Source organism: Mesorhizobium newzealandense, from assembly GCF_042682145.1.
In the GTDB taxonomy this organism is placed as follows: Bacteria; Pseudomonadota; Alphaproteobacteria; order Rhizobiales; family Rhizobiaceae; genus Mesorhizobium; species Mesorhizobium newzealandense.
The window spans coordinates 103,471-124,691 of the sequence record NZ_JBHUGZ010000001.1 but is presented as its reverse complement, the minus strand read 5'-3'; the positions used below and the strand labels follow the sequence as shown (position 1 = coordinate 124,691).

The window sequence follows — 21,221 nt, the reverse complement described above, 5'->3', positions numbered from 1 at the left end:
CCAAATCCAGACCGTGTGCCCTGTCTGTTTGCCGTGCCCGTTCGGGACGCGAGGCCATTCAACAGGAAAAGACAACACAATACCACTTGTCACAACATGTATCAGTAGGTATGGTCCCAGGCAACAGTGCAAAATCGTGAATCCACACGAGGCACCATCTTGAGGGAGAGCAGGAAAATGCGTTCCATGCGTGTATCGATCCCGCTGGCGGCAACGCTTGGCGTGATGTTTTCAGGTGGCGTAGGCGCCGCTTTTGCAGACCCGGTCACCATCACCTTGAACAGCTGGCGCACCGAGGATATCGCGGTCTGGCAGGACACCATCCTGCCCGCCTTCGAAGCCAAGCATCCCGACATCAAGGTCGAGTTCGCGCCGATCAACACCAATGAATACAACGCTGCGGTCCAGTCGCAGATCGAAGGCGGCGCCGGCGGCGACCTGATCACCTGCCGCCCCTTCGACGTGAACCGCGAATGGATCAAGCGCGGCTATTTCGAACCGCTGGAAGGGCTGCCGGGCCTGGAAAACTTCGACAAAACGTCTCGTGCAGCGTGGTCGGGCGCCGACGACAAGGCCTACTGTCTGCCCGTCGCCGCGGTACTCGCCGGCTTCTACTACAACGCCGACATCTTCAAGGAACTGGGCCTCAAGGTGCCGACCACCAGCGCCGAGTTCATCGATGTCCTGCAGGCGATCAAGAAGGACGGCCGCTATACGCCGCTGGCTTACGGCTCGGCCGAATCCTGGCAACTCGCCTATAACGGCCTCTACAGCATCGGCCCGGCCTATTGGAAAGGCGAGGAGGGCCGGCTCGGCCTGATCGACGGCAAGAAGAAACTGACCGACCCCGAATTCGTCGATGCCATTGCAGCGTTCGAAGCCTGGAAGCCGTTCCTGCCCGCCGGCCAGGAGAGCCTGAACTATGCCGACATGACGCAGCTGTTTACGCTCGGCAAGGCGGCAATCCTCCCCGACGGCTCGTGGGACATCAACCAGGCGACCTCGACCGGCCTCAATGTCGGCGTGTTCGGTCCGCCGGTGCCGAAGGCCGGCGACCAGCGCTACCTGCAGGAAATGCCGGACATGGGCATCGGCATCAATGCCAAGAGCACCCACAAGGAAGCTGCCAAGACCTTCCTCGACTGGGTTGCCGGGCCTGAATTCCAGGAACTCTACGTCAACGCCGCGCCTGGCTTCTTTGCCATGAGCAGCAAGCCGGTCACCTACAAGAACAAGCTGGCGCAGGATTTCGCCGACCTGAAGAAAGGTGCTGAGCTGACGCCGCGGCTGGCGCTGGATCGTTTGAGCGCCGGCACGCCGCCTCTCGACGACGAGACCTGGCGCTTGCTGCAGGTGATGTTCACCAAGTCGGACGTCACCCCGCAGCAGGTCGCGACCGAGCTTCAGGCCGGACTCGCCTCCTGGTACGGGCCGCAGAAGAAGTAACCTGGGAACGCCTCGCGCATGCCTTGCCAGCCGGCGAGGCATGCGCGAAGCCTCCGGGCACGCCGCGCATCCATGCCGGCGTGAACATGAGGTCTTCAGTTGATATCTCCCGCTGCCGCCCACAGAAACCTGTTGCTGTTCGTGCTGCCGGCTCTGGCCGTCTATCTGGTCTTTGCCGTGCTGCCGCTGGCGACCTCGATCGTGATGAGCTTCTTCCAGACCAATGGCGCCTCCGGTGACACCTTTGTCGGCCTCGCCAATTACCAGCGCCTGTTCACTCATCCGACGATCAGCGCCCGCTTCTGGAATGCGCTTCTGAACAACATGCAGTATTTCGCCATCCATCTGATTGTCGAAGTGCCGATGGGGCTGCTGCTGGCGGCGTTGCTGACGTCGGGAAAACTGGCGCGGTCGGAAGGCATCTACCGCACGCTGCTGTTCATACCGGCGACGCTGTCGGTGGTCATCGTCGGCTTTGTCTGGCGCCTGATTATCAATCCGCTCTGGGGGCTGGTCGGCTTTCCGCTGCTGGGCACGGAATCGACCGCACTCACCACCATCTCGCTGATGTCGGTCTGGCAGTATTTCGGCATCCCGATGGTCTTCCTCTACAGCGCCCTCCTGGCGGTTCCCAACGAGCTTGTCGAAGCCGCCAACATCGATGGCGCCGGCGGCTGGACGACGTTTTGGAAGATCAAGTTTCCGCTGATCGCGCCGCAGTTCGGCCTGATCGCGATCCTCACTTACATCTGGACGTTCAACGGCTTCGACCTGGTGTTCGCGCTCAACGGATCGGCACCCGGGCCGAACTACAGCACCGATATTCTCGGCACCTATTTCTACCGCACCTTCTTCGGTTCGAGCGGGCAGCTTGCCGATCTCGACCTTGGTGCTGCGGTCGCAACGGTCATCTTCCTCACGGTTCTCTTGGTGACAGCAGCCTATTTCTGGCTGATCCAGCGCCGCCTGAAGTCATACTCGGTCTAGGGGCGAACATGAGCGCCCCGGACCTCACCATCCCCGTTGCCCGCCGTCGCCAGGATCGCGAACCCTGGACGGTCGAGCGCATCATCGTGCACGCGCTGCTGATCCTCTTCGTCGTACTGGCAATCGGGCCGGTGCTGATCGTCATCATCAATTCGCTGAAGACGACGCCGGCGATCTTCGGCGGCCCGTTCGACCTGCCGACGGCCAAGACGTTCAGCCTCGAAGGCTACAAGCGGGTCTTCACCCGTGGCAATTTCATCGTCAACTACCGCAACAGCCTGATCGTCACGGTGACGACGATCGTGCTGACGGTGGTCCTGTCGACGCTCGCCGCCTTCGCCCTGGTCGAATACCGTGTGCGGGTCGCATCGCTGCTCGGCGGCCTGTTCGTGCTCGGCATCATGCTGCCGATCCGGCTCGGCACCATCCCGCTCATCCAGATGATGCTCGCCTGGAAGCTAATGGATACGCTGGCGGCGCTCATCCTCGTCTACACCGCCATGAGCATCCCGATCGCGGTGACGCTGATGGTCACCTATTTCCGCACGGTGCCTACCGATCTCAAGGAGGCGGCCCGCATGGATGGGGCGAGTGAGCTGCGCACCTTCTGGATCGTGCTGCCGCTGGTTCGACCGGGCCTCGCCGCGGTGGCCGCGCTGACCATGCTGCCGGTCTGGAACGACCTCTGGTTCCCGCTGATCCTGGCTCCGAGCCGGCAGAACCAGACGGTGACGCTCGGCGTGCAGCAATTCGTCGGCCAGTTCATGAACGACTATCCGGCACTTCTCGCCGCGCTGACGCTTGGCGCTGTGCCGCTCGTCCTGCTGTTCACCCTGTTCTCGCGGCAATTCATCAGCGGCCTCAGCAAGGGCTACAGCAAATAACCAGACGTCCCGAGGACGGATTTTCGCAAGACCTCCAATTTCGAACTGATGGAACATCAAGATGCAGATAGGCACTTACATCCGCCAGCAGCCCGCGACCCTGACCGGTCTGCCCGCCGCCATCGGCGCGGATCTCGACCGGTTCGCCAGCCTGCGCCAGAAGCCGGAGCGGATCGTGCTGCTCGGCACCGGCTCGTCGATGAATGCCCTTCTGGCCGGCGCCGAGGCGCTGGAGGAGGGCACCGGGGCGTCTGTGATCGCCAAGGAGCCGGAAGCTTTCCTGCGTCTGCCGCCCAGGGCATCGGACCAGCGCACGCTGGTTCTGGCCGCCTCGCAGTCCGGCATGAGCATCACCACCATCGAAGCGGTGCGCCTGTCCGTGGCGCGCGGTTTTCCAACGCTGGTCATTACCGGTGAGGAGGGCAGCCTCATTACCGAGGCCGGTGCCGAGGTGATCGTCATGCCGATCGGCCCGGAGACGGTCGGCCCCAAGACCATGGGCTACACGGCCACCGTCATTTCGGTGCTGGCGGTTGCCGCCAAGCTCGCCAACAAGACGGTCGATCTGTCCGGACTGCTCGCGCAACTGGAGCAGACGGCGGAAACCGGTCTGGCCGCTGCAAAGGACCTGATCGCCCGCTTCGGCGTCCCCGATTACATACTGGTCGCCGGACAGGCGACGCATCTCGGCACAGCGCTCGAGGCGTCGCTCAAGATCGCCGAGATCAGCGGCGTGCCGACCGCTGCCTTCGACACCGAAGAAGCCTTGCATGGCCATGTCTATGGCACGACGGACAACAGCCTGGTGATCGCCATCGCGCAGACCGCGACAGAAGCGAAGGTCGCCGCCAACCTTGGCGAGGCGCTGGCCGAACTCGGGCCGCGAACGGTGGTCCTCAATCTCTCCGGCCACCCGACCCGCTTCGATCTCGATGTCAGCTGGCCGACGGCGCCGGAGCAGCAATGGCTCGCCGGTTGCTGGGCGCCGATGCCGCTGCAATGGTATGGCTGCGAGCTGGCGATCGCGCGCGGCATCGATCCGGACAAGATGATCTATCCCAACCTCGGACGCCGGCTCAACGTGCGCATCCGCAAGGAGGCCTGATGGTAACCGCGATCGGAATCGACATTGGCGGCAGCCTGGTCAAGCTCGGCGCCGTCGATGGTTCGGGCAAGGTGCTGGCGCGCGGCACTGTCCCGGTGCATCGGGACATCGAGTTCCCGGATTTCGTCCATCTGGTCACCAGGGCTACCGAGGATCTGACGCGGCAGTTTCCGGACATCGCGGCCATCGGCATTGGTGTGCCGGGCACGCCAAATTTCGAGACCGGAATGCTGAACGGCCGCTGCCCGGCGATCCCGGCGCTGTTGAAGGGTTCGCTGTCGAAGATGTTCGGCATTCGCTTTGGCGTCCCGGCCATCGTCCGCAACGATGCCGTCTGCGCCACCCATGGCGAGATGCGCCACGGTGCCGGACGTCCCTTCTCCCGCTTTGCGCTGCTCACGCTCGGTACTGGCATCGGCGGCGCCATGGTCATCGACCGCAAGGTCATCGACGGCCCGGACGGGCTGCCGCCGCAGCTCGGCTGCATCTCGCTCGATCCGGCCCGCACCGACATTGCCGACCCGGTGCCGGGCATGGTCGAGAACCTGGCCAGCGCCCGCGCGCTGGTCAACCGCTATCGCCAGCTCAAGCCGGACACCGACGCCACCAACGCCGAGGCGGTCTGCGATCTTGCCAAGCAGGGCGAGCCGATCGCGCTGCAGGTTGTCGACGAAGTGGCACGCTGGCTCGGCCAGATGATCGGCATCATGTCGAACATGCTCAACATCGAGGCGGCGATCATCGGCGGCGGCCTGGCGCTTGCCGGTCCGTTCTTCACCGACCGCATTGCCCGCAATGTCAGGGATTTCGTGCTGCTCAAGCCCGGCCGCCCGCCGGTGATTGTGGCGGTGGAGCATGGCAACGACGCCGGCGTGATTGGTGCTGCGGCGCTCGCGCTCGACATGTTCGCGCCGACGGCAAAGGAATAGCGCCATGGCGGATGTAGAACTGAGGCAGGTTTCCAAGAGCTTCCAGAATCTGAAGGTCGTGCACGATATCGATCTCGAAATCGCCGAGGGCGAATTCGTTGTCCTCGTCGGGCCGTCCGGCTGCGGCAAGTCGACGACGTTGCGCATGGTGGCGGGACTGGACAGGCCGAGCGGCGGCGAGATCCATATCGGCGGCCGGCTGGTCACCAACGTCCAGGCCAGGGATCGCGATATCGCGATGGTCTTCCAGAGCTACGCGCTCTATCCGCAGATGACCGTCGCGCAGAACATGGCTTTCGGCCTGCGCATTCGCAAGGTGCCGGACGGTGAGGTGACGCAGCGCATCGCCCGTGTCGCCGACATCCTAGATCTCAGCGAACTCCTGCAGCGCAAGCCGCACCAGCTGTCCGGCGGTCAGCGCCAGCGCGTTGCGATGGGCCGCGCCATGGTGCGCCAGCCGAAAGTCTTCCTGTTCGACGAGCCGCTCTCCAACCTCGATGCCAAGCTCAGGGTGAAGATGCGCGCCGAGATCAAGAAGCTGCACCAGATGGTCGCCACCACGACGGTCTACGTCACCCATGACCAGGTCGAGGCGATGACGCTGGCCGACCGTGTCGTGGTGATGAACAAGGGGCGCATCGAGCAGATCGGCCCGCCCAACGATCTCTACCATGAGCCGGCCAGCCGCTTCGTCGCCGGCTTCATCGGCAGTCCCGGCATGAACTTTTTCAAGTGCCGCCTGGAAGCGCGCGGCGACCGGCTCGCGGTCGTGCTGACGGATGACACGGCGCTCGCCGTCCCGGCTGCCCGTACCGCACGTTATGCCAGCCATGTCGGGCGCGAACTCGAATTCGGCCTGCGTCCCGAGCATATCACCGAGCAGCGGGAGCGGCCCGACGTCGTCGACATCAAGGCGCCGGTCGAGGTGGTCGAGCCGATGGGCATGGAGACGCTGCTGCACGTGCTGATCGCCGGCGCGGAGGCGACGGCGCGCATCGATCCGGTTTCGACACCGAAGCCCGGCGAGGTGGCGACGCTCTCGCTCGGCATGGCCCATATGCACCTGCTCGATCCCGACAGCGGCAAGGTGCTCTGAACGCCACCGGCGTATCGCCACGACATGCGAAGGCGTCGGCGCGGAGGATTGCCGGGTCCCTGCCACACTTTCGCGTGTCAGAAAGCAAAAACAATATATTATTTGTTGACAAATATAATTTTGGAGCGAATTTTTAGGCGCGGTTCTGAACAGCCGCGATGGCCTTCGACACGCCCGGCCATCTCATCGAGTCCCAGGAATTTGCCGGTCATGATCGACATCCAAAGCGTGTCAAAATCCTTCGTGACCAGGGACGCCGGTCCGGTTCACGCGCTGAACGAGGTCAGCCTCGAAATCTACGACAATGAGTTCTTCACGCTGCTCGGGCCCTCGGGCTGCGGCAAGACGACCCTGTTGCGCCTGATCGCCGGCTTCGAGGCGCCGAGCTCGGGCGCCATCCGGATCGCCGGCAGCGACGTCGCCGCTCTGCCGCCGCAGAAGCGGCCGGTCAACACGGTGTTCCAGAGCTACGCGCTGTTCCCGCACATGAGCGTCGCCGAGAACGTCGCGTTCGGGCTGGAAATGCAGAACGCAACGAAATCGCTGATCGACGAGCGGGTCCGGGAGGCGTTGGAAATGGTTCGGCTCGAGGGCTTTGCCACGCGCCGCCCGGCGCAATTGTCGGGCGGCCAGCAGCAGCGCGTCGCGGTGGCGCGGGCGCTGGCTCCCAAGCCCAGCGTGCTTCTGCTCGACGAGCCGCTGTCGGCCCTCGACCTCAAATTGCGCAAGGGCATGCAGAGCGAATTGAAGCGCCTGCAGCGCGAAACCGGCATCACCTTCGTGCTGGCACCCACGACCAGGAGGAGGCACTGGCCATGTCGGACCGGATCGCAGTGATGCGCAGTGGCGACGTGCTGCAGGTCGGCACGCCGCGGGACATCTACGACAACCCGCAGGACCGGTTCGTCGCCGACTTCATCGGCGAGTCCAATCTGCTGCCGGGTGCAGCCCTTGGCCGCGACCCGGCGAAGACGATCGTCGTCCGCCCCGAACACATCGTCGTGTCGCCGGCTTCGGATGGCGCCAGGGGCCACGCCAGGGGAGCGGTTTCAGCCATCACCTTCCTCGGCTCCGACACGCTCTATGAGATTGTCTTGGAAGAGGGAGCAAGGCTGCATTCGCGCTCGCGCGGCGGTTCGGCGCTGGCGACAGGCGACAGGGTCGTCGTCGACTGGGCCCGCGACGTCGAACGCGAACTGGCGAACTGAGGCGGGGATGGGTCCGAACCGCACCTATCTGCTGATTGCCCCCGCCATGCTGGTCATCGGCATCTTCATGGTGCTGCCGCTCTTCCTGGCGGTCGGCTATTCCTTCATGACCGCCAACCCCTATGGCGGCGTCACCGCGCCTGCGACATTCGACGCCTATCTCCAGTTTCTCTACCAGCGCGACTTCGACGACAGCCTGATGTTCTCGCCGAGCTATGCACTGATCATCCTGCGCTCGACCTATCTGGCCATTGCCACGACCGGTATCTGCCTTGTGCTCGGGCTGCCGGTCGCCTGGTACATCGTCTGCCAGACGCCGGAGCGCCGGCGGATCCTGCTGTTCGCCGTCACGCTGCCGTTCTGGATCAACACGCTGATCCGCACCTATTGCTGGATCCTCATCCTGCGCGACGAGGGCCTGGCGAACGGCGCCCTGCGCCATGCCGGCATCATCTCCCATCCGCTGCCGCTGCTCTACAATGACGGGTCGATCCTGCTCGGCCTCGTTTACACCTTCCTGCCCTTCATGGTGCTGCCGATCTATTCGACGCTGGAGCGCATCGACCCCAGGCTGATCGAGGCCGCGCACGATCTCTACGCCAGCCGCGCCGCCGTCTTCCGCCGCATCGTCTGGCCGCTGGCGAGACCCGGCGCGCTGGCCGGCGCCACGCTTGTCTTTGCGCCGGCGCTGGGGTCGTTCCTGGCGCCCGACCTGCTCGGCGGCGGCAAGAAGCTGCTGATCGGCAGCCTGATCCAGATGCAGTTCACCTCGTCACGCAACTGGCCGTTTGGGGCCGCACTCTCGACCGTCGTGACGGTGGTCGTGCTGACCGTCTTCGTCATCCGTTCGCGCAAGGCTCAGGAGGAGCGGCGATGAATGGCGCGAAACCCTTCGACTGGCGGCACACCCCCGGCCTGTCGGCCTACACTGCTCTGATATTCGTGTTCTTCTATGCGCCGCTGCTGATCCTGGTGATCTATGCCTTCAACTCGAGCCGGCTGGTCACCGTCTGGGCCGGTTTCAGCTTCAAATGGTTCGTGGCGGTCGCCAACAATGGCTCGATCCGCGACGCTGCCTTCAACAGCGTCACCATCGCGATCGTCGCCACCATCGCCTCGACGGCCATCGCCACGGCCGGCGCGCTGGCGTTGGAGCGCGGCCGCCTGCGCTTCGGACGCAGCGCCGCAACGGCGCTGATCGCAATGCCGCTGGTGGTGCCGGAGATCGTCGTGGCGATCACCACGTTGATCTTCTTCTCCGGGCTCGGCATGCATCACGGGCTCATCAACCTGATGATCGCCCACACCGTCTTCTGCATCCCGTTCGCGCTGCTGCCGATCCAGGCACGGCTGCGCGACATGGGCGGCACGCTGGAGGAAGCCGGCCGCGACCTCTATGCCGACGAGTGGCGGCTGTTTCGCCGCGTCACGCTGCCCTTGCTGGTCCCGGCAATCTCGGCCGGCGCCATCATGGCCGTCGTCGTCTCGCTCGATGATTTCCTGATCTCGATGATGGTGTCGAGCGCCGGATCAACCACCTTGCCGGTCTACATCTACGGCATGATGCGGCTTGGCGTGACGCCCGAGGTCAACGCCATCTCCACCATCCTTCTTGCCGTTTCCATCGTCTTCGTCGCGGCGGCCCTGCTCGTCGGACGGCGCAACAGATTTGCCTGAACCATGATCCCGAAAAGTGGAAGCCGGTTTTCGGAAAAGATCATGGTCACAACAAGAAACAAAACCAGAGGAGAACGACCGTGACCAAATGGAAAGAAGGACTTTCGGGAATAGCCCTGGCCGCCGCCACAATGGGGGCAATCACCACCACCGCGCTCGCCGATTCCGGCGAACTGCACATCTACAACTGGACCGACTACACGTCGGACGAAATGATCAAGAAGTTCGAGGCGGAGACCGGAATCAAGGTCACCATCGACACCTATGATTCAAACGAGACCGCGCTCGCCAAGCTGAGTTCGGGCGCCGCCGGCTACGATGTGATGATCATCAGCAACGACTTCGTGCCGATCTTCGTCAAGCAGAAGCTGTTCCAGGAAGTCGATGCGGCGGCGATGCCAAATTTCAAGAACGTCGATCCGAAATGGCAGCACCGCTCCTGGGATCCGGATGCGAAATACACCGTGCCATGGGTGTGGGGCACCACGTCCTATTCGGTCGACACCGCCGTCTACAAGGGGCCGACCGACAGCCTGAAGCCGCTGTTCGATCCACCGGCTGAACTCAAGGGCAAGGTCGGCATGTTCGGCTCGCCGACCGAGGTGATGTCGCTTGCGCTTGTCTATCTCGGCAAGGACCAGTGCAACAGCAATCCGGCGGACCTCAAGGAACTCGATGCCTTGCTCGAGGCGCAAAAGCCCTTCGTCAAGGTCTACAATTCCGATGGCATCGTCGAGCGCCAGGTCGCCGGCGAAACAGTCATGCACGAGCAGTGGTCGGGCAAGGCGCTGGCGACACGGCAGCAGAAGTCGACGGTCAAGTATGTCTATCCCAAGGAAGGCGTTGTCGGCTGGATGGACAATGTAGCCGTGCCCTCGACGGCGCCGAATGTCGAGAACGCCAAGAAGTTCCTCAACTTCCTGATGGACCCGCAAAACATCGCGTTGCAGCAGAAATACACCGGCTACCAGAGTGCGATCGCTGGATCGAACAAATATCTGGCGGCGGATATTGGCGGCTCGCCGGAGTTCAACCCGCCGGCCGACCTGAAAATCTCGTTTGCACCGTCATGCGACGAGAAGGCGATCCGCGCCTATGACCGGATCTGGACCAATCTGCGCCAGTAGGCCTGTGACGCGAAACGCCGCCCGTTTTTACGGGCGGCGTTTTTACAGCCTGTCCGAGGAACTCGAAAATGAAACGCTATGCCCGCACAATCGTCTTGCGCGCCGGCAGGTCGTCGGCTTCGGCGGCCAGCAGGATGTCGGTGGTCACCGCCAGATGTGCCGCCAGCAGTTCGGCTGCCTTCTCGGCGTTGCGGTCGAGCACCGCATTGGCGAGGTCCTGATGTTCCTTGCTGATGTTGCGGGCATTGGGCGCCAACGAGACCGAACGGCGGCGGTAGCGCTCGCTCTGGTCGTAAAGCTGGTCGCGCAGCCGCAGCAGCCAGCGGCTGTCGCAGCCGCCGACCAGGGCCTTGTGGAAAGCAGCATGCGCGGTCGCCCATTCGTCGCTCGAATGCACCGGATCATCCGGTGTGTGCTCGGGTGTGCGCGACAGCCGGTGCAGGGCGGCGACCAGCTGCGATTCCCAGGCGACGTCGCCAACTTCGATGGCGCGGCGGATGCACAGCGTCTCGATCTGGATGCGTGTCTTGGTGAGGTCGAGCAGGTCCTCGGCCGAGATCGGCGCGGCGCGGAAGCCGCGCTGCGGTTCGGCCACGACGAGACCCTCGGAGGTCAGCCGCGACAGCGCCTCGCGGATGGCGCCCAGGCTGACGGAAAGCCTGTCGCACAGTTCCTGCACCTTGAGCCGGCTGCCCGGCGCAATCCGGCACGACAGAAGCTCGGCACGCAGATCCTCATACGCGCCCTGGGTGAGATTGATCGAGCCTTCCCTAGCCATTGGTTCGCCCGCGGCCGAATCTGTCCATCGAATGCCCTCCATACATCATCTCAGGCAGGAATCAGAATGCAAAATAATATATTCTATGTTGACAGATATATAATTTCTGAACAAAGTCCAGCCATCACAAGCGAGGATGTGGCTAGTGCGATTTGCAGCCTATAATTCGCCGCGGGGATCCGGACTGGCAATCGCATTGCCGGAAGGTGAGTTCCGCGGCATCGATGAAAGCGATGCGATGTTCCCCGGACGGTTGGAGGACCTGATCGCCGAAGGCGCGCAGGCGCTGCAGGCGGCGGGCGAGCGGCTGGCCAGCGGACGGCGGATCGATCCTCAATCGGTCGAATGGCTGCCGCCGATATCGGCGCCGGGCAAGATCATCTGCGTCGGCCTTAACTATGTCGACCATTCGATCGAGAGCGGCTTCGTGCCGCCGACCTATCCGACTTTGTTCGCCCGCTTCTCGACCAGCCTGATCGGGCATGGCGCGGCCATCCGCCGTCCGGAGGCCTCGATCCAGCTCGACTACGAGGGCGAGATGGTCGCGATCATCGGCAAGGCCGGCCGCCACATCGCCCCCGGCCAGGCGCTGAGCCACGTCGCCGGCTACTCCATCTTCAACGACGCCTCGATCCGCGACTTCCAGACCAAGTCGCCGCAATGGACCGTCGGCAAGAATTTCGACGGCACCGGCTCCTTCGGACCGATCTTCGTGACCGCGGACGAGCTGCCGCCGGGCGGCAAGGGGCTGCGCATCCAGACACGCCTCAACGGCCAGGTCGTCCAGAACGCCTCGACCAGCGACATGATCTTCGACGTCGCGTCGCTGATCTCGATCATCAGCGAAGCGATCACGCTCGAGCCGGGCGACATCCTCGTCACCGGCACGCCGTCCGGTGTCGGCATGGCGCGCAAGCCGCAGCTGTTCATGAAGCATGGCGACGTCTGCGAAGTGGAGCTGGAAGACGTCGGTATCCTGTCCAATGTCGTTGCCGACGACGTCATATCGGCACAAGCCGTCAACCAATAACCCCGCCAACTCCGAAAGGGCGATGTCATGACAAGAGTGATGTTTCGAAATGCCATGATCTGGGATGGAACCGGCGCCGATGCCTTTCCAGCCGATCTGCTGGTCGAGAATGGCCGCATCAGCAGCATCGCCCGGACGCCTGGGCAATTGTCCGGCGAGGGGGCGGCCACCGTCGAGTGCCGGGGCATGACGCTGATGCCGGGCCTTGTCGAAGGCCATGCCCACATCTCCTTCGGCGGTGCGATCAAGGATTCCGACCTCGGCTTGATCCCGCCCGAGGAGCATCTCCTGCTCACCATGCGCAATGCCAAGACGTTGCTCGATCATGGCTTCACCAGCGCCTACAGCGCCGCGACCTCGAAGCTCAGACTGGACATCGTCATCCGCAACGAAATCAATGCCGGCCGCCTGCCAGGCCCGCGCATGCGCGCCGGCAGCCCGGAAATCACGGTCACCGGCGGCCTCGGCGATGAGCGCCAGCAGCATATGTATCACGAGAGCTTCGGCATGATCGCCGACGGCGTCGAGGAGATCACCAAGGCGGTGCGCCTGTGCTGCCGCGAAGGCGCCGACAACATCAAGATCAACATTTCGGGCGACGATCTGAGCCCGGCGGCGCATGGCGGCCTGACCGTGATGAGCGAGGCCGAGGTGATGACGGCGGTGTCGGTCGCGCGCGACTTCGGCAAGAAGATCAACTGCCATGCCCGCGCCGCCGGTTCGGTGAAGCGTGCTGTGAAGTGCGGCGTCGACGTCATCTACCACTGCGAATCCGCCGACGAGGAAGCGCTCGACGCGCTGGAATCGGCCAAGCACCGCATCTTCGTCGGCCCCGCCATCGGCATCATCTACGGCACACTCTATGAGGGCGAGCCCTTCGGTTTCACCCACGAGATGGCGGTCAAGTTCGGCATGCAGCGCATCCTCGACGACAGCCGCAAGGTCTACACCGAACTGCGCAAGCGCGGCGTGAGGGCGCTGATCGGCGGCGATTACGGCTTCGCGCAGACGCCGCAAGGCACCAATGCGCGCGACCTCAAGCACTTCGTCGACCTGCTCGGCTATTCGCCGAGCGAGGCGCTGCAATGCGGCACGCGGCTCGGCGGTCAGGTGATGGGCCTCGGCGACGAGCTCGGCATGGTCAAGGAAGGCTTCATCGCCGACCTGCTGCTGGTCAATGGCGACCCGCTAAAGGACCTCGACATGATGGTGCACGAGAAGAACCTCGTCGTCATCATGAAGGACGGCGAGCTCTACAAGGACCAGTCGGCACCGGTCGCCGCGCAGCGTCAAGCGGCCTAGGCATCATGCAGCCCGCGGTTCCGATCGATGTCGACGAGACGAGCGGCATCTGGCGGACCGACGGGCTGCCCATGGTCTACCTGCCCAGGCACTTCCTGGTGAACAACCATCTCGCGGTCGAGGCAGCGCTTGGCCGCGACGCCTACCGCGCCGTCCTGCGCGCGGCGACGGCGAAATCCGCCATCGAATGGTGCGAGGCGCAGGTGCAGGGCAAAGGCCTCGATCCTGAGGCGACGTTCCGCCACTATTTCCAGCGCCTGTCGCAGCGCGGCTGGGGCCAGTTCTCGATCGAAGTGCTGGATGTCGCCAGCCGCCGTGGCAGGATCAGCCTGAGAAACTCGATCTTCGCCCTGGAGGCCGGGCAGGGGGTTGGCCAGTGCGTCTGCTACATGTTCGAGGGCTTTGTCACCGGCGCCTTCTCGTTCCTGCTCGGTCTTGCCGCACCGACGGAAGTCGAGTGCGAGGAGACACATTGCGCCTGTGATGGCCGGCACGACCATTGCCGGTTCGATTTCGCGGCAAGGCCCTAGCCGACCACCGCTACAGACCGTGGGGGCCGCAGAAGCCAAGCGTCCACTGGATGGTTCCGCAATAGTCGCCCGTGTAGCCGTCGTAACTGCCGTAACCATTATAGTAGCCGTCTACCCAGCCACTGTCTCCTCCCCATTCGTCGCCGGTCCAACCGCCACCGGCCAAACCGCCGCGACGCTCATGTCCGCTGCGAACAGCGTGTCGATGCGCGCCACCGTGATGGGCCGCGGCGTGGTGGACAATATGGTGCCTGACGACCGCGGCATCGGCGGTGGTGGTCAATGACGTCGCGCTCGTGGCCAACGCCAGCACGATGGAGCCGATGAATACGATTTGCCTTTTCATGAGGATGTCTCCTGTTGATGCGAGACATAGATGGGGAAGAAAACGACCTCTTGCTCGACACGATCCTTCACGAAATCGGGACGGCGTTCGCCGAAACACAAATGCACCGGAAATGCAGGTGTCTTCGGACGACGCCGTCCTGACGCTTGACAGTTCACGGTCAAGATTTGTTGACCTCCAACAAGGCAGAAATGGCTACCGCTTCCCGGTGTGTCGGATCATAAGACAGGCCGCACGATCGGGTCGCGACTGACCGGTCGCATGAGATGATCGTTGCTTCGAAGCGGATGTGCCGACGTTCGCCAAAGCACATAAGCCGCCTGCATTACGGAATTGGCCACAGCTTTGGAACAGCCTCTATTTGCCACCGAGCGCGACCCGAGGCTGAGACTGATCATTCCGATAATCGTCGCCATCGCCTTTCTGATGGAGCAGCTCGATTCCACCATCATCACCACCGCGATTCCGGCCATCGCGCGCAGCCTCGACACGACACCAGTCAGGCTGAACCTGGCGATCACCACCTACATTCTGACGCTGGCCGTGTTCATTCCCGTCAGCGGCTGGTTCGCGGACAGGTTCGGCGCACGACGCGTCTTCGCGCTGGCGCTTTTCACCTTCACCCTTGGCTCCGCGCTGTGCGGCATGGCCAACAGTTTCGGCATGCTGTTGGCGATGCGCGCGCTGCAGGGGTTGGGCGGCGCCATGATGACGCCTGTCGGGCGGCTGATCCTGCTGCGCAGCTTTCCGCGCAGCAGGCTGATCACCGCCATGACCTACATGACCTTGCCGGCCATCATGGGACCTGTCATCGGGCCGCTGCTCGGCGGCCTGTTGACCACCTATGCCTCGTGGCGATGGATATTCTATGTCAACGTGCCGTTCGGCTGCCTTGGCATTCTGGCCGCGCTGCGCTTCGTCGACGATTTCCATGAGGAAGCGGTGCAACGTTTCGACTTCGCCGGATTCCTGATGGTGGGATGTGGCGTCGCGCTGCTGCAATTCGGGCTGGAGAGCATCGGCCGGCCAATCATCCCTGTCTCGGCGACGGTGCTGGTGCTGGCCGCGGCGGTCCTGCTGCTGCTTGCCTTCGGTCGCTACGCACGCCGGGTCGTCGCGCCGGCAGTCGACCTGACGCTGTTTCGATTTCGCTCGTTCTGGGTCGGCACGCTCGCCGGCGGCCTGTGCCGTGTCGGCCTCAACGGCGTGCCGTTCCTGTTGCCGCTGATGCTGCAGGTCGGCTTCGGCATGAGCCCGGTCACCTCCGGCTCGCTGACATTCGTCGGCAGCTTCGGCGCCTTGCTCATCCGGCCGCTGCTGTCGCCGCTGCTGCGGCGCTTCGGCTTCAATGTCGTGCTGATCGGCAGCGCGCTTGTCGGCTCCGCCGCCGTGGGCGGCTTCGCCCTGATCGGCGCCGATACGCCGCACTGGATGATCGGCCTCTACGTCTTTGTGTTCGGCATCATCCGGTCGGCGCAGTTCATGACCTCCAACACGCTGTCCTATGCCGACCTGCCGGCCGACAAGCTCAGCCGCGCCACCAGCCTCGGCGGCGTCCTGCAGCAGCTCAGCGTTTCGCTCGGCGTTTCAATCGCCGCCATGGTGCTGGGTCTGGTTGCAGGGGAAACCCACATCGTGACACCGGAGCGCTTCCATCAGGTGTTCCTGCTGACCGCGATCATTCCGCTGCTGTCCATCCCCGGCTTCCTGTACCTGCGCGCCGAGGACGGCCTGCAGGTGAGCGGCCACGTTAGGGCAGGCAATTCCCGCAAATGAGGCGGCTGCGACGTGACGCAGTCCGGCTTCAGGCGCGTATACGAGCATACTTATATCCATGCCGGGTGCCTTCGGTTAGGCTGAGCGATGCGTGAAATGGGGAGCATCGGTTGCGAGGATTTGCGGAAAGCGTGATGCAGGGGCCGCGGACCGTGGCCGAGCAGGTCGCCAATGTCCTGCGCGAGGCGATTGCCAATGGCACGATAAAGGCAGGCACTCCGCTTCGCCAGGACGAACTGGCCGAGCAGTTCGGCTTCAGCCGGATGCCCATTCGCGATGCCCTTCGCCAGCTGGAAGCCGAGGGTATCGTTTCCATTCACCCGACAAAGGGCGCCCATGTCGCCCGGATGGACAGCGCCGAGATCAGTGAAATCTACGCGCTGCGCGAGCTGCTCGAAAGCGAGGCGCTCCGGCTCTCAGTACCCGGCCTCGCCGGCACGAAGCTCGATGAGGCGGAACAGGTGCTCGACCAGATCGACGCGGAACGCAATGTCGGCCGATGGGGCGCGCTGAACCGGGCCTTTCATCTGGCTCTCTACGATGCCTGCGGCAACCGGCGATTGCTCGGCCTGATCGAGGCGCATCACAACGCGGCCGACCGCTATGTCCGTATCCTGCTGTCGAACCTGGACCATCGCAACCGCTCGCAGGCGGAGCACCGCGACCTGCTGGCCGCATGCCGGCGGCGCGACGGCGGCAGGGCCGCAAGCATTCTGACGCAGCATCTTCGCGAAGGTGGCGAGACGCTCGTCAGCGCGATAGAGGGAGATGGCCTGTCGCGAAAATCCTAGGGTTTGTTTAAGGTGTGGTGCAGTGGCGGTGCCGCACTCACCATGATCCTGGTGGCGGCGCCGCTGGTGCTGCTGCTCGGGCTGGAGCGCTTGACCGCGCGCGCCACCGGCTCATGGGAGTTGGTCTGAATTTCAGCTCTGAACTGGCTTGCGTTCGACGATGTAGATGTGGTCGGCCGCCAGCACCACCTCGCCGCGCTGGTTGATCACCTCGCAGCGCTCGATCACCCGCCCCGAACCCGGCCGCTTGGGATCGTCTTCCTTGGCCGCGATGGTGGTGCGCGTGCGGATCGTGTCGCCGATGAACACCGGCTTGATGAAGCGCAGCCGGTCGTAGCCATAGGAAAAGGCGACGGGGTTGACGATGGTTGCCGTCAATCCGACGCCGACCGAGAACACCAGCGTGCCATGCGCGATGCGCTGGCCGAACGGCGTCGTCTTCATGAATTCGGCGTCCATGTGATGCGGGAAGAAATCGCCGGTGTGGCCGGCATGGACGACAAAGTCGGTCTCGGTGATGGTGCGGCCGCTGGTTATGCGCGAAGCGCCGATCTCGTAGTCCTCGAAATACTGGATCTGTTCCATCAGGGTCTTTCCGCGATCGGTGTCGCCGGTGCCGCGCTCGACTGATAGGCGGCTTCGACCAGCGCCATGGTGTACCACGCATCTTCGACCGGACTGATCAGCTTCGCGTCTTCTCCGGCCGCAAAACGTTGGACATTGGCCATGCGGCCGACAAAGGCATCGGGAAACCACTGGCCGGCCAGCGGCACCGCGACCCAATCGGTCCCACCTTTCGGATAAATTTCCAGCACATCCGGCTCGCCACGCGGATAGTCGAGATTGAGGCCGAGCTTGAGATAGGCCGCTCCCTCGGTGCCGCAGATGCGGAACTCGCAGGCCTGGTGCCGGCGCCCAAATTTGTGATCGTGATTGATCGACAGCGCGCAGCGCACGGTGTCGCCATAGTCGAGAATGGCGCTGGTACGCGTCTGCGCCACCTTGTGGTTGGGATGGCCGAGCGTCTTGGCGTGCACGCCCTGTGGGTCGCCGAGCAATTGTCGGATCAGGTCGAGATAGTGGATCGAATGCATGGCGATCTCGACGCGTGGCGCCTTGAGCAGGAACTCCCACAGCTCCCACGGCGTCGCCAAAGCCAGCCAGGCGTCGAAGTCGACGATCTCGCCGAGCCAGCCCTTGCCGATGGCATCCTTGAGCGCCAGCATCATCGGCGCGAAGCGCAGCTGGAAGTTCACCGCCGCTTGCAGGTTCTTGGCACGGCAGATTTCGAGGATCTTGCTTGCCTCGGCAAGGTTGCTGCCCATCGGCTTCTGTATCAGCGCCACCGCGCCGTCGGGCAATGCGTCAAGCACATCGGCATGCCGGGAGGGCGGCGTCGCGAGGTCGAAGATCGCGCCCTCGACGGCGGCAGCCTCCTCGGCCGAGCGATAGGCCGTCACACCCCATTGGTTGGCCAGCTTTTCAGCACGAGCATGATCGGGATCGTAAAGCCCGGCGACCGGAAAGCCGGCCTTCCTGTAGGCCGGGAAATGCGCGTCGCCGACGATCGACCCGGCGCCGAAGGTGACGATCGGCCGGGGCGCCGAGGGTCTGGGCCATGACTGGGCGAGTGAGGCTGGGTCGAAGCCGCCTTCAATCATGATGGAAGACCTCGTCCATGGCTGCCCACCATTCGCCGTCCCCGCGGGTCGCCAGCGGCTCCTGGCAAGGCATGCAGACCGCCCACCATTCCTGCGTCTTGGGGTCGGCCGCCATACTGGCCATGTCGGCCGCATAGTCGGTGCCGTGGTATTCGAAGGTGCTGAACAGCAGGTTCTCGGGCCGCTTCAGGTAGATCGAATAGTTCTTGATGTTGCAGGCCGAGATCATGGTCAGCACGTCAGGCCAGACGGCGGCATGAAGGCAAACATACTCCACGACCTTTTCCGGCTTCAGCCCCAGAACCATCCCCATCCGCTGCATGCCGTCTCCTATCTGGTGATCGCCGTAGTGAATTCGGCGATGCTCATGGCCTTGACCGCATCCCAGTCCCAATCGATGCCGATGCCCGGTTCGTCTGGCGCCAGCGCCTGGCCATCCTCGATGCGCATGTGCTTGCCGGTCAACTGGTCGAGCTGTGGAATGTACTCGACATAGCGGCCGTTCTGAACAGCGCAGGTCAGGCTGACATGCAGTTCCATCAGGAAATGCGGGCAGACCGGGATGTCGAAGGCTTCCGCCGCGTGGGCGATCTTCAGCCAGGGCGTGATGCCGCCGATACGGCCGACATCGACCTGGACGATCGAGCAGGCGCCTTTCTGCATGTATTCGCGGAAATGCCGGATGGAGTAGAGCGACTCACCGATGGCGATCGGCGTCGGCGTCGAGTTCGACAACCGCACATGTCCGTCGATATCGTCGGCCGGCAGCGGCTCCTCGATCCAGGCGAGATCGAGCTCGCGCAGCCTGGCCGCGCGCCGGATCGCCTCGTCGACCGAGAACCCCTGATTGGCGTCGGTCATGATCTCGTAGCCGTCGCCGACTGCCTTGCGCACCGCCGACAGGCGGGCGAGATCCTCTGACCCGTGCGGCTTGCCGATCTTAACCTTCGAGCCGCGAAAACCCTTGGCCTTGGCGGCCAGCGCATCGTCGACCAGCGCCTGCGTCTCGATGTGCAGCCAGCCGCCTTCGGTCGTGTAGAGCGGGCAGCGGTCCTTGGCGCCGCCGGCCAGTTTCCACAGCGGCAGGTTCTGTTTCTTCGCCCGCAGATCCCACAGCGCGGTGTCGATCGCGGCGATCGCGATGGCTGTGATCGCACCGATCGTCGTGGCATGCGTGGCGAATTCGAGATCGTGCCAGATCGCCTCGATCATGTCGGCGTCGCGACCGATCAGGCGCGGCGCCAGATGGTCGGACAGCAGTCGCATCACAGACGAGCCGCCGGTGCCGATCGTGTAGCTGTAGCCGGTGCCGACCGCGCCGTCGGAATCGGTGATCGTCACGATCGGCGTTTCCTGGCTGACGAAACTCTGGATCGCATCGGTACGCTTGACCTTGGGCACAAGGTCCACCATCCGCAGTTCGACTTTCTCGATTCTGGCCATATCCGTCAGCTCCGCAATGTCTTCCCGGTGTCGGCGGCAAACAGATGGGCCTGCGACATGTCGAGGCTCATGCCGATCCGCTCGCCCGACCGCAGTTGCCTCGGGTTCAGCATGCGCGACACCCAGTCCGTGTCGTTGAATTCGACGAAGACGAGCGTCTCGTTGCCGAGCGGTTCGGTCACCGTGATCGGCAGTTCGATCTGGTGGACGTCAGCAACGCCACCGGAACTGATGCCATGTCCGGTCGGATAGATGTCGTCTGGCCGCAGCCCGAACACCACTCTGTCGCCGGTGGCGACGTTGGCCTTGAACTGGCCGGGCAGCGGCAGCTTTTCACCGCTGGCGAAAACCATCTGGCCGTTGTCGATCGTCGCCTCATGCAGGTTCATCGGCGGCGAGCCGATGAAGCCGGCGACGAAGCGCGTCGCCGGCCGCCGGAAGACCTCGTCGGGCGTGCCGACCTGTTCGATGTGGCCGTCGCGCATGATGACGATGCGGTCGGCAAGCGTCATCGCTTCGACCTGGTCATGCGTGACGTAGATCACCGTCGACTGCACCTTGGCATGCAGTTTCTTGATCTCGGTGCGCATCTGCGTGCGCAGTTTGGCATCGAGATTGGAAAGCGGCTCGTCGAACAGAAAGACGTCGGGATCGCGCACGATGGCGCGGCCCATGGCGACGCGCTGGCGCTGGCCGCCGGACAGTTGTGAGGGGCGGCGGTCGAGCAGCGTATCGAGGCCGAGGATGGCCGAAGCCTCGGCGACGCGGCGCTCCATGTCCTCCTTGGCGGCACCGGCGATCTTCAGCGAGAAACCGAGATTTTCGCGCACCGTCATATGCGGATAGAGCGCGTAGGACTGGAACACCATCGAGATGTTGCGTGAGCGCGGCGGCAGGTCGTTGACGACGCGGCCGCCGATTTCGATCGAGCCGGCGCTGATCTCTTCCAGTCCGGCGATCATGCGCAGCGTCGTCGACTTGCCGCAGCCGGAGGGGCCGACCAGCGCAATGAATTCGCGGTCGGCGATATCGAGATCGATGCCATGCACGATCCCGATATTGCCGTAGCGTTTTGTCAGCTTGGTGAGGGAAACGGTTGCCATGG

The 21,221-nt window shown here is 63.7% G+C and carries 22 protein-coding genes and 1 pseudogene; 16 read left to right on the top strand and 7 right to left on the bottom strand.

All coding sequences use genetic code 11. The features are described from left to right. Positions 1–186 precede the first annotated feature (186 nt). The 10 genes and pseudogenes from ACFSOZ_RS00595 (at position 187) to ACFSOZ_RS00550 (ending at position 10,459) form a co-directional block, all read left to right on the top strand. Positions 187–1,446, top strand: a complete 1,260-nt coding sequence (locus ACFSOZ_RS00595; RefSeq protein ID WP_379092225.1) for an ABC transporter substrate-binding protein — start codon at positions 187–189, stop codon at positions 1,444–1,446. A gap of 99 nt (positions 1,447–1,545) precedes the next feature. Further along, a complete protein-coding gene (locus ACFSOZ_RS00590) occupies positions 1,546–2,433 on the top strand; it encodes a carbohydrate ABC transporter permease (protein ID WP_379092222.1) in 888 nt (295 codons plus the stop codon). Positions 2,434–2,441: 8 nt separating this feature from the next. Further along, positions 2,442–3,317 (top strand): carbohydrate ABC transporter permease, encoded by an 876-nt coding sequence (locus ACFSOZ_RS00585; RefSeq protein WP_379092220.1) that lies wholly within the window; start codon positions 2,442–2,444, stop codon positions 3,315–3,317. 61 nt (positions 3,318–3,378) lie between these two features. Continuing rightward, positions 3,379–4,422 carry an SIS domain-containing protein gene (locus ACFSOZ_RS00580; protein WP_379092217.1) on the top strand — a complete coding sequence of 348 codons (1,044 nt, stop codon included), beginning with the start codon at positions 3,379–3,381 and terminating at the stop codon, positions 4,420–4,422. After that, positions 4,422–5,351, top strand: a complete 930-nt coding sequence (locus ACFSOZ_RS00575; protein WP_379092214.1) for an ROK family protein — start codon at positions 4,422–4,424, stop codon at positions 5,349–5,351. The genes ACFSOZ_RS00580 and ACFSOZ_RS00575 overlap by 1 nt, the downstream gene beginning before the upstream one ends. Positions 5,352–5,355: 4 nt before the next feature. Further along, entirely contained in the window at positions 5,356–6,447 is a 1,092-nt protein-coding gene (locus ACFSOZ_RS00570; protein WP_379092211.1) for an ABC transporter ATP-binding protein, read from the top strand. Between the two features lie 210 nt (positions 6,448–6,657). Beyond that, positions 6,658–7,655: pseudogene (locus tag ACFSOZ_RS00565) on the top strand (ABC transporter ATP-binding protein). 7 nt (positions 7,656–7,662) lie between these two features. Further along, positions 7,663–8,532 (top strand): ABC transporter permease, encoded by an 870-nt coding sequence (locus tag ACFSOZ_RS00560; RefSeq protein WP_379092208.1) that lies wholly within the window; start codon positions 7,663–7,665, stop codon positions 8,530–8,532. Continuing rightward, positions 8,529–9,332 carry an ABC transporter permease gene (locus ACFSOZ_RS00555; RefSeq protein ID WP_379092205.1) on the top strand — a complete coding sequence of 268 codons (804 nt, stop codon included), beginning with the start codon at positions 8,529–8,531 and terminating at the stop codon, positions 9,330–9,332. Before ACFSOZ_RS00560 ends, ACFSOZ_RS00555 begins: the two co-directional genes overlap by 4 nt. Before the next feature lie 80 nt (positions 9,333–9,412). Next, positions 9,413–10,459: an extracellular solute-binding protein gene (locus ACFSOZ_RS00550; protein ID WP_379092202.1), complete on the top strand. Its 1,047-nt coding sequence runs from the start codon at positions 9,413–9,415 to the stop codon at positions 10,457–10,459. Positions 10,460–10,535: 76 nt separating this feature from the next. Here ACFSOZ_RS00550 and ACFSOZ_RS00545 read toward each other — a convergent pair whose 3' ends face one another. Further along, positions 10,536–11,237: a GntR family transcriptional regulator gene (locus ACFSOZ_RS00545; RefSeq protein ID WP_379092199.1), complete on the bottom strand. Its 702-nt coding sequence runs from the start codon at positions 11,235–11,237 to the stop codon at positions 10,536–10,538. Positions 11,238–11,373: 136 nt separating this feature from the next. Here ACFSOZ_RS00545 and ACFSOZ_RS00540 point away from each other — a divergent pair, with 136 nt between their 5' ends. Genes ACFSOZ_RS00540 through ACFSOZ_RS00530 form a run of 3 tightly spaced genes read left to right on the top strand, consistent with a single transcriptional unit; the run spans position 11,374 to position 14,099 of the window. After that, positions 11,374–12,267 (top strand): fumarylacetoacetate hydrolase family protein, encoded by an 894-nt coding sequence (locus ACFSOZ_RS00540; RefSeq protein ID WP_379092196.1) that lies wholly within the window; start codon positions 11,374–11,376, stop codon positions 12,265–12,267. A 54-nt stretch (positions 12,268–12,321) separates the two neighbouring features. Beyond that, complete coding sequence (locus ACFSOZ_RS00535) at positions 12,322–13,569, top strand: metal-dependent hydrolase family protein (RefSeq protein WP_379092193.1); 1,248 nt, start codon at positions 12,322–12,324, stop codon at positions 13,567–13,569. Positions 13,570–13,574: 5 nt separating this feature from the next. After that, a complete protein-coding gene (locus tag ACFSOZ_RS00530; protein ID WP_379092190.1) occupies positions 13,575–14,099 on the top strand; it encodes a DUF5943 domain-containing protein in 525 nt (174 codons plus the stop codon). Between the two features lie 10 nt (positions 14,100–14,109). Here the strand turns inward: ACFSOZ_RS00530 and ACFSOZ_RS00525 are convergent, their stop codons facing one another. After that, a complete protein-coding gene (locus ACFSOZ_RS00525) occupies positions 14,110–14,445 on the bottom strand; it encodes a hypothetical protein (RefSeq protein WP_379092188.1) in 336 nt (111 codons plus the stop codon). Positions 14,446–14,790: 345 nt separating this feature from the next. On the opposite strand from ACFSOZ_RS00525, the gene ACFSOZ_RS00520 reads away from it, so the two are divergent. From ACFSOZ_RS00520 to ACFSOZ_RS00510, 3 genes are all read left to right on the top strand, one after another. Next, on the top strand, positions 14,791–16,221 hold the full coding sequence (locus tag ACFSOZ_RS00520) for a DHA2 family efflux MFS transporter permease subunit (protein ID WP_379092185.1): 1,431 nt from the start codon (positions 14,791–14,793) through the stop codon (positions 16,219–16,221). A gap of 134 nt (positions 16,222–16,355) precedes the next feature. After that, positions 16,356–17,012 (top strand): GntR family transcriptional regulator, encoded by a 657-nt coding sequence (locus ACFSOZ_RS00515; RefSeq protein ID WP_379092182.1) that lies wholly within the window; start codon positions 16,356–16,358, stop codon positions 17,010–17,012. Positions 17,013–17,015: 3 nt separating this feature from the next. Continuing rightward, positions 17,016–17,141, top strand: coding sequence for a hypothetical protein (locus ACFSOZ_RS00510; protein WP_379092179.1), 126 nt, complete (start codon positions 17,016–17,018; stop codon positions 17,139–17,141). A gap of 3 nt (positions 17,142–17,144) precedes the next feature. Here the strand turns inward: ACFSOZ_RS00510 and ACFSOZ_RS00505 are convergent, their stop codons facing one another. The 5 genes from ACFSOZ_RS00505 to ACFSOZ_RS00485 are packed head-to-tail and all read right to left on the bottom strand — an operon-like array spanning position 17,145 to position 21,219. After that, a complete protein-coding gene (locus ACFSOZ_RS00505; RefSeq protein WP_379093772.1) occupies positions 17,145–17,600 on the bottom strand; it encodes a MaoC/PaaZ C-terminal domain-containing protein in 456 nt (151 codons plus the stop codon). Beyond that, entirely contained in the window at positions 17,597–18,670 is a 1,074-nt protein-coding gene (locus tag ACFSOZ_RS00500) for a Gfo/Idh/MocA family protein (protein ID WP_379093769.1), read from the bottom strand. The genes ACFSOZ_RS00505 and ACFSOZ_RS00500 overlap by 4 nt, the downstream gene beginning before the upstream one ends. Then, complete coding sequence (locus ACFSOZ_RS00495; protein ID WP_379092176.1) at positions 18,666–18,995, bottom strand: L-rhamnose mutarotase; 330 nt, start codon at positions 18,993–18,995, stop codon at positions 18,666–18,668. Before ACFSOZ_RS00495 ends, ACFSOZ_RS00500 begins: the two co-directional genes overlap by 5 nt. A gap of 8 nt (positions 18,996–19,003) precedes the next feature. Beyond that, positions 19,004–20,116 (bottom strand): mandelate racemase/muconate lactonizing enzyme family protein, encoded by a 1,113-nt coding sequence (locus tag ACFSOZ_RS00490; protein ID WP_379092173.1) that lies wholly within the window; start codon positions 20,114–20,116, stop codon positions 19,004–19,006. A 5-nt stretch (positions 20,117–20,121) separates the two neighbouring features. After that, positions 20,122–21,219, bottom strand: a complete 1,098-nt coding sequence (locus ACFSOZ_RS00485) for an ABC transporter ATP-binding protein (protein WP_379092170.1) — start codon at positions 21,217–21,219, stop codon at positions 20,122–20,124. Between the last annotated feature and the right edge of the window lie 2 nt (positions 21,220–21,221).

Excerpts from the sequence above, each read along its gene's own strand:
- ACFSOZ_RS00530 (WP_379092190.1), top strand. The coding sequence starts at position 13,575 with ATGCAGCCCGCGGTTCCGATCGATGTCGACGAGACGAGCGGCATCTGG.
- ACFSOZ_RS00560 (WP_379092208.1), top strand. The coding sequence starts at position 7,663 with ATGGGTCCGAACCGCACCTATCTGCTGATTGCCCCCGCCATGCTGGTC.
- ACFSOZ_RS00525 (WP_379092188.1), bottom strand. The coding sequence starts at position 14,445 with ATGAAAAGGCAAATCGTATTCATCGGCTCCATCGTGCTGGCGTTGGCC.
- ACFSOZ_RS00515 (WP_379092182.1), top strand. The coding sequence starts at position 16,356 with ATGCAGGGGCCGCGGACCGTGGCCGAGCAGGTCGCCAATGTCCTGCGC.
- ACFSOZ_RS00580 (WP_379092217.1), top strand. The coding sequence starts at position 3,379 with ATGCAGATAGGCACTTACATCCGCCAGCAGCCCGCGACCCTGACCGGT.
- ACFSOZ_RS00575 (WP_379092214.1), top strand. The coding sequence starts at position 4,422 with ATGGTAACCGCGATCGGAATCGACATTGGCGGCAGCCTGGTCAAGCTC.
- ACFSOZ_RS00495 (WP_379092176.1), bottom strand. The coding sequence starts at position 18,995 with ATGCAGCGGATGGGGATGGTTCTGGGGCTGAAGCCGGAAAAGGTCGTG.
- ACFSOZ_RS00490 (WP_379092173.1), bottom strand. The coding sequence starts at position 20,116 with ATGGCCAGAATCGAGAAAGTCGAACTGCGGATGGTGGACCTTGTGCCC.
- ACFSOZ_RS00535 (WP_379092193.1), top strand. The coding sequence starts at position 12,322 with ATGATCTGGGATGGAACCGGCGCCGATGCCTTTCCAGCCGATCTGCTG.
- ACFSOZ_RS00555 (WP_379092205.1), top strand. The coding sequence starts at position 8,529 with ATGAATGGCGCGAAACCCTTCGACTGGCGGCACACCCCCGGCCTGTCG.
- ACFSOZ_RS00485 (WP_379092170.1), bottom strand. The coding sequence starts at position 21,219 with ATGGCAACCGTTTCCCTCACCAAGCTGACAAAACGCTACGGCAATATC.
- ACFSOZ_RS00570 (WP_379092211.1), top strand. The coding sequence starts at position 5,356 with ATGGCGGATGTAGAACTGAGGCAGGTTTCCAAGAGCTTCCAGAATCTG.
- ACFSOZ_RS00595 (WP_379092225.1), top strand. The coding sequence starts at position 187 with ATGCGTGTATCGATCCCGCTGGCGGCAACGCTTGGCGTGATGTTTTCA.
- ACFSOZ_RS00585 (WP_379092220.1), top strand. The coding sequence starts at position 2,442 with ATGAGCGCCCCGGACCTCACCATCCCCGTTGCCCGCCGTCGCCAGGAT.
- ACFSOZ_RS00545 (WP_379092199.1), bottom strand. The coding sequence starts at position 11,237 with ATGGCTAGGGAAGGCTCGATCAATCTCACCCAGGGCGCGTATGAGGAT.
- ACFSOZ_RS00540 (WP_379092196.1), top strand. The coding sequence starts at position 11,374 with ATGTGGCTAGTGCGATTTGCAGCCTATAATTCGCCGCGGGGATCCGGA.